The organism is Paenibacillus nanchangensis, from assembly GCF_046543445.1.
Lineage (GTDB): Bacteria > Bacillota > Bacilli > Paenibacillales > Paenibacillaceae > Paenibacillus_AQ > Paenibacillus_AQ nanchangensis.
Genome location: NZ_JBHOFD010000022.1, coordinates 1 through 13,179 on the forward strand (window position 1 = coordinate 1; position 13,179 = coordinate 13,179).

Sequence of the window (13,179 nt, forward strand, 5' to 3'; positions counted from 1 at the left end):
TTCTTGGGCTTCTTGGGCTTCTTGGGCTTCTTGGGCTTCTTGGGCTTCTTGGGCTTCTTGGGCCTCACGGGTCCCTTCTTCCCCTCTTGCCTCTTGAGCTCCCCGAGCTTCCCGGCCCTCTTGCCCCTCCCGGATTTCTCGGGCTTCCCGGGCCTCTTGCCCCTCCCGCCCCTGCTGCCGTTCCCCCCGTTCTTCTTCTCCTCCAGCCTGCCGGCCGTGTTCCTCCGTCATCCTCTATGCGCCTCCCCATGTCCCTTGTTTCCAAGTCTTTCCTACAATTCTAGCGAATCCGGACACCGGGTGCAAAAAGCTCCTTCCCCCTCCCCTTCTCTGCAAAACAGAATGAAGTTGCGGGCTGCCGTATATTCCTTCCTTTACAAGGTGATCTAGGATTCGGTATACTGAAAAGAAAGCGCATCATTTGTCAATGACATTTGTTATACGGGAGGCGGCAGGCATGGATTCCAATGTATCCGCAGCACGCGATCCGCGGGAGCATGTGAACGAGGAGCCCCGCAACGATTTTTTTGATCTGATGAACGGCTTTTTCGGAATGACGACATTTATGGCGGTTGTTTTTTTCGGAATGGTTATCGTCAAGTTTGTGTTTTTGGATTAAGCGTTGCACAGTAAAGCGCCCCGGACCAATAGACGGTCCGGGGCGCTTTACTTGTTAAAAACCGATGATGTAGTGCAGGTTAATAATTCGTCTTACGCTGGTTCTCTCCAAACAGCGGGATCACATCAACATACGGTGTAATGCGGTCCATCAGCCGCTGTCCCTTATAAACTTCTTCGCCGTCTTTGCTGGTGAAGCTTAAGTGCTTCTCCAGTCCTTCAAGCGGATAATTGGACGTGTAGAACGTGGGCTTACGGTTCATCCGATAGTTCAAAATCGCCCCAAGCACATGATCGCGTGCCCAGGGGTTCAGGTTCTCGGCTCCGATATCGTCGAAGATCAGCAGGTCGCAGGTCTTTAGCGTATCTACCATTTCCTTCAGCCGCTGCCCGTCCGTCATCATGGACTTCAAATCCTCCATAAAATCAGGCATATACACGATAACGCCGGTATGACCAGCAATCGCCAATTCGTGAAGCAGGTAGCACATCAAAAAGGTTTTGCCCGTTCCAAACGAACCGTACAAATACAGCCCTTTGGTCGGCAGCCCCTCCCGTTTCACCTGATCTATATAATGAAACAATCGTTTTACCGCGAGCGCCCGTCTCGGGTCCTTGCCCATGATATCGATTTCGTCATATCCTTCATTCAGCAGCCGCTCGTCCACATAAAAACTGCGGATGCGCCGCCGGATCCGCTCTTGATTGTCGCGGGCAATCTGCAGCGGGCAGGCCGTCTTGCGTTCATACAGGTCCGGTTGTCCGCCGGCGGTCTCCACGGTTAGCTTGCTGTAATGGCCCGGAAAATCGTTGGGGCACCGGTCGAGACCGGGACAGTTGTCGCAGTGGCGGCGTTCCTCGACCATCTGATACAGACGCGGCAGATGCAGCCGCAGCCTGCTCTCGCCGAGCTCGGGATGCTCTTCTCTGAGCCGCAGCACCAGCGGATGGTTCAGCAGCTCCTGCTCCAGATCGCGCGAACGGCGGCGCAGTGCCGGACTGCTCATGGACCGCAGCACATCGCTCATCGACTCCATTGCTTCTTCCTCTCTTTCTTATGGCGCCTCGGAAGCGCCCTTTCGTTTGCCGGCTTTGATCTCGGCGGCCAGCTTCATCATCTCGGCGAACTCCTGATCCGACACTGCCGCGCCGTTGCCGTCGTCCACGGCAATCGGGATCTCCGGCTTGCCGGAACGTCCGGCGGCTTTGCGGGTGCGCTGTCCTGCGGCGGGTCCGCCGGCAGCGTTTTTCCCTTTTACCTTGGACTGCTCGCGGATATACCGGACCGCCTTCTCGTAAGTATTAACCTGCTTCATCAGCATGTTGGAGGCAATGGCTTCAACGAAATTGCGGTTCAGCCGCTGCTCTTCCCCGGAAGCAACCATGGTCATCAAATAATGAATCAGCACATTGATGACTTCCTCCGACAGCTTATAATTCAGGTCGATGTTGAGAAACATATCCATAACCGGAGCGGGTACCGTCCCCGGGAAAAATTTTTGCAGCATTTCGCGGTAAGGCTTGTTGCGCAGCATCATATTGTATTGATGAATATCGCATTGGTTAATAAACTGCGGAGGCACTTCCACGTAAAATTCCATTTCTACGGACTGCTCGGGAGGCGCCGTTTCTTCTCCGGCCGACAGGCCGGCCCGCAGCGATACCACCTTGGCAGCCGCGATTTCCCGCTTCTCCTGGCGCTTGATGTCCTGCCGGAAATGCTCGCTGGCTTTCTGCTGCAGCGTATCCAGCACAATTTCTCCGCTTGGAGTGAAGACATCGTCTTCATCCAGCAGCCGGGACAAGTCTTCGGGGCCGAGGTTATATTTGTTGGCCACATAGTTGATGACAGCCATCTGATTATGATCGAACCGCAGCTTCTCTACATGGGACCGGTTCTTCGATTCCCGCGGAAAACGGAGAATAATATCGCTGTAGCCGATTTGCTGCTCCCCGGCCTCCCGCAGTCCGGGCTGGCGTACCGTCGCCACTTCGGCGAGCGCCTGCTCCAGCTCGTAATCGATCACATGCGTATTCAGTTCAAAAATGTCATAGAACGGTACGGAGATATTTTCTTTGACCGGACTGCGTCCCCATTCTCCAGGTTCAGCGCCCCAGAACTGCTCCCGCAGCGCGAGCACGGCGAACTTCCCAAGCTTGTCCCGCAGCAGCAGCGTTAAATGCTGTGTAGCAAAAAATTCCGACGGTCCAAGCGGTGCCAGCAGCTCGTATTCGTACATATAATCATCGGTTTCCGGCACAAAAATCCGGCACGTCGACAGCAGTCCCACCGCTTCCAGCCGTGAGGTTTGGTCGATTAGGTATTTGCGGCCTTTCTCGTTCGGCTCGACGCCAAGCGTCAGGAACAATCTCCGCTGCTGGTCGGGAGCCGAATAACCGATGGCTTCGGACGGCACATGCTCGAACAGCAGGCGGTACAAGCCGATGGCGAACGCTCCCACCATCGGCTGATAGACGGAGGTGAGCATCCGCTGATCCAGCGCGCTGAGACCAAACTCCCGGTACACACAATACCGGTGATGTTCGGTGAAATAATGGATGTTGCTCATGCGCATAGGCGGAGGCCTCCTGTCCCTCGTTTGATGTAGATTTCTATTCTATCACAAAATCGGCAGCCGCAAATGTGGAAAAAAGCTCAATTCTCCCCCTTTTCTGCCTCCGTTCGCGCGCGTGTTGCGACATGCTTCGACTGCCTGCCTATTCGGCCGGTTTCCTTTTGCAGCCGGTCCGCACGGGAGACGCCAAAAAACCCCACAAACGTGGGGCCGGCGCTGTAATGATAACGTTTACGATTTCAAAAACGGGCGGGGGTTTATAGCATTTGGATGGGGCTTTGGAACATTTGGATGGAGCTTCGCAACATTGGATGGGGCTTCGCAACATTGGATGGGGCTTCCGAACATTGATTGAAGCTTTAAAACATCCGGTATCCGCCCAGACGCAGCTTGCGGATCGTCCAGCCGCTGAGCACTGCGCCGGCAAGTCCAGCCACACCGGTCAAATAGTCGACCGGACCGTAAGAAGAAATATGCTCCCACAGCGTGAAGGTGCTGCGGTTCCACATCGAGTATACGACCACCGGCAGAATGACAATGACAAACAAATAAGCCGGAAACCAGGTCGTCTTCATCAGCATATTGAGAATGAAACCGATGCCGAACATCATCACGAAGAACAACACCGTGAGCACAAAAACGGGGATAAACTGCATCGATCCTGCACTCCTCTCTATAAAGAACCGCACAGTCCACGGCTCTACAGGTAAGTTTACTCGAAAAAATGTAACGAAGCAATGAACATTCTCTACAAGAAAGCGCCTTCGTTTGCCCTGTGGAAGGGAATTGCGCTACAATGCTTGTAGATGGAAAACAACCGAGGAGCTGAGATAATGAGCGAAGCCGCTTTGACGCTGGAGGGCTGGTACGCCCTGCACGACTTCCGTTCGCTGAACTGGACGGCCTGGAATCAGGCCGATGACGAAGAACGCGCTGTGGCGCTGGATGAACTGAACGCATTTTTGGCGGAATGGGATGCTGTTGAAGAATCGAAGACGGGCAGCACCGCGCTGTATACGATCGTTGGGCAAAAAGCTGATTTTGTGATCATGTACCTGCGGGAGAGCCTCGAAGCGCTGAATGAGCTGGAGACGGCATTCAACAAGACCGCTTTTGCGCAATATACCACTAAAGCTTATTCCTATGTTAGCATCGTCGAGCTGAGTAATTACAACTCAGGCGAGGGCGGCGGCGATCCGATGCAGAATCCGCATGTTGTCGCACGCCTTAAGCCGGTGCTGCCCAAGGCTAAACATATCTGCTTTTACCCGATGAACAAGAAACGCGAGCTGGCCGACAACTGGTATATGCTTGATATGGAAGAACGCCGCAAGCTGATGTATTCTCACGGCATGATCGGCCGAGGTTATGCCGGCAAAGTTAAACAAGTGATCACCGGATCGGTTGGCCTGGACGATTGGGAGTGGGGTGTCACCCTGTTCTCCGACGACGCGGTTCAGTTTAAAAAACTGGTTTATGAGATGCGTTTTGACGAGGTGAGTGCGCGTTACGGGGAGTTCGGACCGTTTTATGTCGGCAACCTGCTGACAGCCGAAACCTTTGCCGAAATGCTAAAGCTGTAATAAACTTGCCGATTTAAGGCATAAATTTGCTGAAATTGTGTTATAATCAAGGTACATGAACCAAAAAGGCGCGATGCGGGAACATCGCGCCATGACAAAGGCCGGTGGGAGACCACGGCGAGTTCAGCTTACTGACTTAAGCAAGAGAAACCACCGGATTTGGCGCCAACCTAGTCCCGGTGGTTTTTCTTGTGTTGTGCCCGTTTCCAGGTGTTGCGCAAAGTTGTGATCCCCGAAGCGATACTGATCAACTTCACGACGGCATCCAGAATCTTAAGACACATTTCAAGAAGCAACATGGCGTCACCCCCTTTCGGGTTCCCGCCATGTCTCCCCCACCGGTTGACCTTGTCCTTACTATTATACCATGATTTAGGCCTTTTCCATACCTGTTCCACGCAAATTTAGGAACAAATGTTCGTAAATCTGTAAACTGACTGTCCTGGCCGGATCGGCTGAATCAAAACTGACAATGAGCCGAGCTAAAATGGTTATTGGGATACGGCCTCTGTGCTATTCCGGAGCTATTCCGGAGCTATTCCGGGAGCTACTCCTTGCTTGCCCCGATTGCGGCTGCCTTTAACTCTTCCTCCGAAGATCCGGAATCCAGCCACGTTGCAATAATGTCATGAGTATTGCGGACATCCGTTTCATCCAGCATGTAATACCACTGTCCGCGCTTTTTGCCTTCTCCTTTTAGCATGCGGCTGGTAATCTGCGGCGCTTCCCCTTTCAGAATCACTTTCTCCGCCAGTCCAAGAATCAAGTCCGCATTCATGTTGGTTTTGAGATTCGTGCCGGCCAGGTCCATGATGCTGCTGATGTTCTTAATATTATCGAAGGTTTGCATCCGTTTCAGGACTGCTTTCAGAAAAATCCGTTGTCTCTCGGTGCGGTTGAAATCCGAATCCTCACGGTAGCGTACATACATCAGCGCCTCTTCCCCGGAATAGATGGGTTTGTTAGGCTCCACCCGCAGCTTTTCGTGCAGCGGATTTTTGTTTTCAATCAGCTTGGTTACCGGAAGCTCCACGCCGCCGAGCGCATTCACAACCTCCACCAGCCCGTTAAAATTAATTGTTGCATAATAATGGATTGGCGCATCCAGCAGATGTTCGACTGTATCCACAGCCATCTGCGGCCCGCCATATGAATGTGCCGCGTTAATTTTCGTTTCTGTTCTGGCTCCTTTCACCTTCTCCGCTCCGATAATCTCCGTGTAGGAATCGCGGGGAATAGAAATGAACAAGGCTCTGTTTTCCTTTGGCCGGATAACCGTATAAATGATGGAATCGGACAGTCCGTTTTCATTGTTCCGTTGGTCCGTACCGAGCAGCAGCAGAGAAAATGGGGCGTTTAGCCGGTTCTCAACCGTCTGTTCACGTGGCGGGTCTTCCTTCAAAGGAACATAAGAACGCTGGATCGTCTTTTCCGCAGCGGGAGAGACGAAATAATGAAAGCCTAACCAAGCCAGCTGCTTCCAAAAAATGAAGCCTGCCGCTCCGAGACATACCACTGCAATCAGTAAAGGCAGCCAAATATTCTGTCTTCGTTTTTTGTTTTTCGTGCGTTTCTTGTTCTTTCTAGACTGCCCGTTTTTGCGATGCCTTGAGGATCTTTCCAATGTCGTTATGCCGGGAGGATCTTGTTTCATGATTATTGTTTGCCTTTCCGGAGCCTAAAAAATATCAGGCAGCCCTCTGGTGATTATAGGTCTTAATTTCCATTAAAACCCATCTTATCATCTTCCGGGGCATTGGTCGATAGGCATCAGGTACCGGAAAGTATCGTTTACGCTACGCAAAAGTAACAAAAAAAGACGCCTACGCAGGCGCCTTGTATACCATCATCTGGAACAAATGTTCGTTTAATGGGACATTTGAAACAAACGTTCCGCTATTCGATTTTCATATTATTAGTATAATTCAGGCCGCATTATAAGTCTATATTTTGGCGGAAAGTTCCTGTAACATGGGGATACCCAGCTGGGAAACGCTATTTAGTGACTAAGAAAGAGGAGAATAAAGTGCAGATCCGCTTATGGAATGCCAATTTAAAAGTTCGCCTGTTTGGCGAAGGCTTGTTTAATCTGCTGTTCTGGATGTATTTCCCGTTTATCACCGTGTATTTCGGCAATGTCCTTGGCCCGAAGGCCGCCGGTTTGCTTATGACAGTGCCCCCATTGTTTGCGCTTGCCGGAAGTCTGCTCGGCGGAGCACTGGCCGACCGCTTGGGGAGACGTGTTGTAATGCTGCTCGGTACGGCGCTTCAAGCCGTAATGTTCGCCTGCTTCGCGTTATCCCCGTCCCGCTGGCTGGACTATCTCGCCTTTATCGGGATCGGGCTGGGCGGAGCCGTCTACAAACCCGCGAGCTCGGCCATGGTTGCCGATCTTGTCCCCGCAGCGGAGCGCCGCGGAGTGTTCGCCACGTTTATGACTGCACACAATGTGGGGGCTGTGCTGGGACCGGCGCTGGGTGCCGTATTCTTTTTCCAGTACCGGGAGGAGTTGCTCTGGACCTGTGCCGCCGTAATGCTTGCTTATGGCCTCGCCTTGTATTTAATCGTCGAGGAGACGCTTCCCCCGCAGCGGGGTATGGCAGCAAAACCAGCAAAACGCCCCATCCTCCGGTCGTTTAAGGAACAGGTGAACGGCTATGCCGTGATATTCCGCGACCCCGTCTTCCGGATCTATACGCTGGCAGGAATTTGTGCGCTGATCCCGATCATGCAGCTTGACCTGTATGTTGCCGTCTATCTTACGGATGAGGTCCCGGCACAAAGGCTGTTTCACTGGCTGGCGGGCTCCCCTGTGCTGAGCGGAACAAAGCTTTACGGCTGGCTGCTGGGCTGGAACGGCCTGCTGTTTGTCCTGTTCATTCTCCCAATGTCGAAGTGGCTGGGGAAATGGAAGGAACGCGACGTCTTCGTGCTATCCTGCCTGCTGTCAGGGGTAGGAACCTTTGCACTTGGACTCGGCACTAACTTCTGGTTTCTGTTTCTGATGACAACGGTCTTCACCTTCGGCGAAATTGTCCGCTCGCCTGTGACCCAAAGCTTTATCAGCCGCTATGCGCCCGAGCAGTCCAGAGGGCAATATATGGGCGCCGACAGCCTGCAGGCAACCGCGGCCAAATTTGCCGCTCCGCTAACGGTTACCTTGTCCGGATGGCTGGAACCGCTGTGGATTTTTGGAATCATTTTGCTGCTTGCCGCGCTAGGAGCCGTGCTGTACCTCAGGTTGTTTCAGCTGTTTCCCGAGCCGCAGGCGAAGCAGTAGCGGAGCAGTAGCGGAGCAATAGGGTTAACCTGGGCGGCTGTCAGCTACGCCTTTTCACTCTTGACTTCATGTCACGCTAACGCTGCTGCTCTCCTTCTAACCAGATGGTGATGGCGGATAGCAAACCCAATTACACGCACTGTCTTCCGCTATCAACGTCAAAAAGGATTCTTCCGCTGCCTTGATGGCATGGGAAGAATCCTTGTGTTATTGCTTATGAGGTTAACGTTACTGTTCTTCTTCTCCCGCTTCCCGCTTCAGACTCTCCAGATACTCGGCCGTCGCCCGGTCCCGGGCACGGCTCTTGTCTTTCAGCCGTTCGATAGCGGGCTGAATCAAAAAATCAATCTCTTTTTGGACGAAATAAGCAAGGTCGTGGCGTCCCTGATCCTCCAGATAGGTGCCCGCTTCGATCAGTCCGTTGTACCGGTCCAGCTCGTCCCGCGTCAGCAGCCCGCGAACCTGTACGCTGCAGTGCCGCATGTTACAGGAATCTGCCTTTCTTCAATACAAGCGGAATGCCGCCGATAATAAAGAGGTAACGCATGTCGACAACCTTCTTAAGCTGCGCCGCTGTCCAGCCTTTGTATGTTTTGCTTCCGACTACGGCGATCCCTTGGCCTTTGCCGAGCGAAGCAACGGTGCCTTTGTTGCTGAACACGAACTTCTTAGGCTGCTGGTTACGGATCGCCGCCACCAGGTTGTGCGCACAGCATTCACCCTGCTGCATCGCGATTTGCGCCGTAGGCGGGTACGGACGGCCTTCCGGTCCAATCATCAGCGAGCCGTCGCCGATAATATAGATGTTTTCATGTCCCGGGGCGCGGAGGAATTCATCCACTTTGACCCGGCCGCGCATAGCTTCGAAGCCGGCGGCTTCGATCAGACGATTGCCGCGGATACCGCCTGTCCAGACGATAGTCGAAGCTTTGATCTCTTCGCCGTTGGCGAGAATGACCGATCCTGGCAGGCATTCCTTGATGGCAATGCCCATCTTGAAGGTAACGCCTTTCTTCGTCAGCACGTTCATGGCGTGCTCCACCAGCTCGGGCGCAAAACCCGGCAGTGCTGTAGGGGCTGCTTCCACATTATATATGTTCACCATGCTTGGATCGACATCAAATTCCTTGCACAGGGCAGGAATCCGGTCGGCCAGTTCAGCCACGAATTCAATACCGCTGAAGCCCGCTCCACCGACCACAAAATTGATGTGCTCCTGAGCGTTATTGTCATTTTTGTATTTCGCAAATTGATATTCGATATGCTCGCGGATCAGACGCACCGAATTGATGCTGCGGATCGTCAGCGCATATTTGTCGAGCCCCGGGATACCAAACGTCTCCGGCTCGCCGCCAAGCGCGATTACGAGGTAATCGTAGGACAATGTCCCGTCTTCGAGGATAACCTTCTTTTGCTGTGTGCGAATTTCCTGCACCGACGACTTGACAAGATCAATCTTGAATTCGTCGATCAGCTTGGAGATGGACACCCGAGTATGGTCAATGCTGTCCGTCCCTGCTGCAGGCATATGCAGATGGGTCGTGAAATAGTGATACTCATGTCGGTTCACGAGCGTCACGTCGGCCTCATTGTAATTCAAAGCCTTTTGTAAACGTTGGGCGGTCAAAATTCCTCCATATCCCGCTCCAAGAATAACGATTTTAGGTATGCTGCTCATGTTCCGGCTCCTTCCAACAGGTAAATCTGTCTATGTGTTTTTTTAAAAAACGATATTTTTGTGAAAATTACCACATTACACTGTAACAAATTCCAATAAAACTTAAAGGAATTCAAAAATAACCATATACATTGTAAACCTTCGCGTTCTATTAATCAAATGGTAAAGAACTTGAAACTCCGTTAACTTTCCCCATGTCCAAACCGTCTTTGCAGGGGGGCATGTCTGCGTATATAATGGGAAAGTGTGTAAGTATGGCAAAATGAATATATCAACCTGGAGGTGCAATACCAGTGACAGTCGAGCAATCCGGCGCTCCTATGAGCGACCTGTTAATCATAGGCGGAGGCCCAGCCGGCATGTTTGCCGCCTTCTACGGCGGGATGCGCCAGGCATCGGTGACCTTAATTGAAAGTATGCCCCAATTGGGCGGCCAGCTTGCGGCTTTGTATCCAGAGAAATATATCTATGACGTCGCAGGCTTCCCGAAAATTACCGCACAGGAGCTGGTGGACAATCTGTCCCGCCAGATGGATCTGTTCCAGGCCGATATCCGGCTGGAAGAGAAGGTGGCCTCCGTTGTGAAGCAGGATGAACGCCATTTCGTCGTAACAACCGACAAAGCGGAATACCACGCCCGGGCAATCATTATTACGGCTGGCGTCGGGGCTTTTGAACCCCGCCGGCTCGAGCTTCCCGAAGCGGCGCGTTTCGAGCGGGCCAACCTGCACTATTTTGTAAGCGATCTGAATGCATTCCAGGGTAAAAAAGTGCTGATCAGCGGCGGAGGCGACTCCGCGGTAGACTGGGCGCTGATGCTGGAGCCCATCGCCGAGAAGGTTACGCTGGTTCACCGCCGCGATAAATTCCGCGCCCATGAACACAGTGTCGAGAAGCTGATGGCCTCCAAGGTGGAAGTCGTTACGCCTACGGAAATTACGGCGCTTCACGGCGAAGAGTTCATCACCGGCGTTACGCTCTCCCACATCAAAACCAAAGAGACGCGCGAAATCGAAGTCGACAGCGTCATCGTCAACTTTGGCTTTGTCTCTTCGCTGGGGCCAATTTCCGAATGGGGCATTGCGATCGAGAGCAACTCCATTGTCGTCGATTCACGGATGGAGACCAGCATTCCCGGCATTTTTGCCGCCGGCGATATTACTACTTATCCCGGCAAGCTGAAGCTCATTGCTGTCGGATTCGGCGAAGCGCCAACTGCTGTCAACAATGCGAAAGTGTACATTGATCCCGAAGCGAAGCTCTCGCCTGGGCACAGCAGCAATATGAAGCTGTAAGCCGTATAACTCGGCAGTTAGTACCTAAACGTCATCCATGAAAAAGGGTATCCTCTTATTCGGAGGATACCCTATTTAGGTGTAGAGCGGTCTCTGGTAGACTGTGGAACAAATAAGCTGCATCGCGGGTTTAGTGCACTACCGCCTCACATGGAGAGTGTAAGTTCCGTTTGCGAATTTCAACGAGTAACAGAGCGATGAAATCATGCTCCAGCTGCAATTCCAATGCTCTGTAATAAGAGTCAAGCAGCAACTCATCCGATAATTCAACCATAACGTTCACCTACCTTTCCTTTATTTGGTTCCGTTCTCATCATAGCAAACTATCAGAAACAGAACAAGCGTTCTCAATATCCACAGTCCGTTGTGGAAATCCTGTGTATAAAATGTGAGTAAGCCCGATAACACCTGTTATTCTGTAGTGGACTATGGGGATAAAAGTTATACACAGGTCCGCTCGGCGCTGTTACTCTTAAAAAATATTTTTCAAAAAAGGGATGCCGACCCTAATTTGGTAGAAAGGAGCGTCGGCATCCCTATATATTACCTCCATTTATTTCTTTTCAAACGCCAAACATTCGGAGGCAGCCGTTGTCACACAATCTCCTTAAGGGTATGGGCTGCAAAACTAACCTACCAGCCACCTCCCCTCGGCATCATTGGGGCCGCGTGTTCACCTCCAAAATCCAAATTCGGCCTTGACGGTCCACCGCATAATCAAACCCAAGTTGACCGATCCCCGGAAAACGCCGCTCCAGCAGCCCGATGCAGTGAAGGGTGAGACTCCGCATTTCCGAACGTTTAGCTCTCGTCCGTACCTTCGGCAGCGAACGACGCAGCCCCTCGCTGCAGCTCAGCATCGTGCCTCCCTTGCACAAATTCGTAACGAACAGACCTGGACGGGCCAGCCGTCCGACCATGGAGCGAAACTCCCAATGATCTCCGTTTTTAACCACCTTCACGCGGTAATCGATGGGCCGCCCTCCGATCTGAGCCAGCGAAATGCCCTGCTGGATCAAATACTTCCGTTTGACTTTAACGCGGGTAAGTGCCCGGTACATGTCCGAAAATCCGGCATAGCTTCGCGTTGTGCTCATATAAGTAAAAGCGTATCCCTGCCAGTGCCGAAACACCCGGATTACGCCGTAGCCGCCGCCGCCCACAACCGGCTTGATAACCACATTCCCATACAGCCGCAGCATTTGCCGCAGCGCCGGCGCGCTGAATCTCACCGTCTTTGGAATGTATCCGGCAATGCGCGGATCGCTCAGCAGAGCTTCCGTCTTCAGCCATTTGCTTGCCAGCTGTCTTCCCGCCATGTTGCTTCCTCCCCTTTCTGTGCTGTGCCGCTATACCCTATACTTACGCTCGGGCAGCAAATGCCTCCTGTATGTTTGTCCCGTGAATCGGGCGGCCGGCAAAAAAAGGCGACAGGTTGTCACAAAAAGCATGCAGAGAACGTGAAGGGTAAACGCAGAGCATAGGGTTGGGTTGGGTTGGGTTGGGTTGGGTTGGGTTGGGTTGGGTTGGAGCTAGTGTAGAGCTAGAGTAGAGTCAGAGTAGAGCTAGAGTAGAGCTAGAGTAGAGTCAGAGTAGAGTCAGAGTAGAGTCAGAGTAGAGTCGAGTAGCCGGTTAGGCCAGGTCAGATTGCAATGGGCATTGCAAACGGCGAACAAGTACAAGAAAGCGCTTTTCAAACCGGCGGGAGTAACGTATAGTTAGTTCAGAACAAAAATCCAAAATGCAATGATCTATCGCACAAATTCAGACTGTATGGAGGGGAATTATGGCTGAGCTGTTTGAGGTGTTGTACTGGATCGCCATGGTCGGCATGTCCGTCGTCCTCGCCGGCATCACCTTGCTTGTCTGCGCCCTGGGCGTAAAATTCATCCGTGACCGGCGCAGAGCGCTTGGCGCCGGCTGCATTGCCTTCTCGCTGGGCGCAGCCGCGATGATCGCGCTGATGGTGAATCATACGTTTATCGTGCCTGCATAAACCCGTTATAGAGTTGTCCTCATTCAAACGGCCTCTCCTTTCGCAGTTGAATCCGCGAAAGAGGAGGCCGTTTTGTGTTTGTACGAAGGGGAGCGAACACGTTCAGTTGGTCCGATCAGCTTCGCTCCTAGCGGGCAGCAAGCGCCACAGCCT

At 52.5% G+C, this 13,179-nt stretch carries 14 protein-coding genes and 1 pseudogene; 5 read left to right on the forward strand and 10 right to left on the reverse strand.

Annotated features, from left to right (window positions below; all coding sequences use genetic code 11):
* Positions 1-231 (reverse strand): annotated as a pseudogene (locus ACE6ED_RS17765) (hypothetical protein); the annotation flags it as partial.
* A gap of 226 nt (positions 232-457) precedes the next feature.
* Here ACE6ED_RS17765 and ACE6ED_RS17770 point away from each other — a divergent pair.
* Complete coding sequence (locus ACE6ED_RS17770) at positions 458-619, forward strand: YqzM family protein (RefSeq protein WP_410828557.1); 162 nt, start codon at positions 458-460, stop codon at positions 617-619.
* A 79-nt stretch (positions 620-698) separates the two neighbouring features.
* Here ACE6ED_RS17770 and dnaI read toward each other — a convergent pair whose 3' ends face one another.
* The 3 genes from dnaI to ACE6ED_RS17785 all read right to left on the reverse strand — a co-directional run bounded on the left by dnaI (position 699) and on the right by ACE6ED_RS17785 (position 3,850).
* Entirely contained in the window at positions 699-1,655 is a 957-nt protein-coding gene (gene dnaI, locus ACE6ED_RS17775) for a primosomal protein DnaI (protein ID WP_410828558.1), read from the reverse strand.
* 18 nt (positions 1,656-1,673) lie between these two features.
* Complete coding sequence (locus ACE6ED_RS17780) at positions 1,674-3,194, reverse strand: DnaD domain protein (protein ID WP_410828559.1); 1,521 nt, start codon at positions 3,192-3,194, stop codon at positions 1,674-1,676.
* 359 nt (positions 3,195-3,553) lie between these two features.
* Positions 3,554-3,850 (reverse strand): YuiB family protein, encoded by a 297-nt coding sequence (locus ACE6ED_RS17785; RefSeq protein ID WP_410828560.1) that lies wholly within the window; start codon positions 3,848-3,850, stop codon positions 3,554-3,556.
* A 177-nt stretch (positions 3,851-4,027) separates the two neighbouring features.
* On the opposite strand from ACE6ED_RS17785, the gene hemQ reads away from it, so the two are divergent.
* A complete protein-coding gene (hemQ, locus tag ACE6ED_RS17790; RefSeq protein WP_410828561.1) occupies positions 4,028-4,777 on the forward strand; it encodes a hydrogen peroxide-dependent heme synthase in 750 nt (249 codons plus the stop codon).
* A gap of 170 nt (positions 4,778-4,947) precedes the next feature.
* On the opposite strand, the gene ACE6ED_RS17795 is transcribed toward hemQ, so the two are convergent.
* Positions 4,948-5,076, reverse strand: coding sequence for a hypothetical protein (locus ACE6ED_RS17795; protein WP_410828562.1), 129 nt, complete (start codon positions 5,074-5,076; stop codon positions 4,948-4,950).
* A 248-nt stretch (positions 5,077-5,324) separates the two neighbouring features.
* Positions 5,325-6,431, reverse strand: a complete 1,107-nt coding sequence (locus ACE6ED_RS17800) for an LCP family protein (protein WP_410828563.1) — start codon at positions 6,429-6,431, stop codon at positions 5,325-5,327.
* Between the two features lie 372 nt (positions 6,432-6,803).
* Here ACE6ED_RS17800 and ACE6ED_RS17805 point away from each other — a divergent pair, with 372 nt between their 5' ends.
* Positions 6,804-8,057, forward strand: coding sequence for an MFS transporter (locus ACE6ED_RS17805; protein WP_410828663.1), 1,254 nt, complete (start codon positions 6,804-6,806; stop codon positions 8,055-8,057).
* Between the two features lie 228 nt (positions 8,058-8,285).
* Here ACE6ED_RS17805 and ACE6ED_RS17810 read toward each other — a convergent pair whose 3' ends face one another.
* Both ACE6ED_RS17810 and ACE6ED_RS17815 read right to left on the reverse strand, forming a co-directional pair.
* Complete coding sequence (locus tag ACE6ED_RS17810) at positions 8,286-8,540, reverse strand: hypothetical protein (protein ID WP_410828564.1); 255 nt, start codon at positions 8,538-8,540, stop codon at positions 8,286-8,288.
* 1 nt (position 8,541) lies between these two features.
* Positions 8,542-9,735 carry an NAD(P)/FAD-dependent oxidoreductase gene (locus ACE6ED_RS17815; RefSeq protein WP_410828565.1) on the reverse strand — a complete coding sequence of 398 codons (1,194 nt, stop codon included), beginning with the start codon at positions 9,733-9,735 and terminating at the stop codon, positions 8,542-8,544.
* A gap of 320 nt (positions 9,736-10,055) precedes the next feature.
* Between ACE6ED_RS17815 and ACE6ED_RS17820 the strand changes: the two genes are divergently transcribed.
* Positions 10,056-11,030, forward strand: coding sequence for an NAD(P)/FAD-dependent oxidoreductase (locus ACE6ED_RS17820; RefSeq protein ID WP_410828664.1), 975 nt, complete (start codon positions 10,056-10,058; stop codon positions 11,028-11,030).
* A 130-nt stretch (positions 11,031-11,160) separates the two neighbouring features.
* On the opposite strand, the gene sda is transcribed toward ACE6ED_RS17820, so the two are convergent.
* Together sda and ACE6ED_RS17830 are read right to left on the reverse strand one after the other, a co-directional pair.
* On the reverse strand, positions 11,161-11,304 hold the full coding sequence (sda, locus tag ACE6ED_RS17825) for a sporulation histidine kinase inhibitor Sda (RefSeq protein ID WP_410828566.1): 144 nt from the start codon (positions 11,302-11,304) through the stop codon (positions 11,161-11,163).
* A gap of 382 nt (positions 11,305-11,686) precedes the next feature.
* Positions 11,687-12,349, reverse strand: a complete 663-nt coding sequence (locus ACE6ED_RS17830; RefSeq protein ID WP_410828567.1) for a YheC/YheD family protein — start codon at positions 12,347-12,349, stop codon at positions 11,687-11,689.
* Positions 12,350-12,816: 467 nt separating this feature from the next.
* Between ACE6ED_RS17830 and ACE6ED_RS17835 the strand changes: the two genes are divergently transcribed.
* Entirely contained in the window at positions 12,817-13,026 is a 210-nt protein-coding gene (locus ACE6ED_RS17835) for a hypothetical protein (protein WP_410828568.1), read from the forward strand.
* The last annotated feature ends 153 nt before the right edge of the window (positions 13,027-13,179 follow it).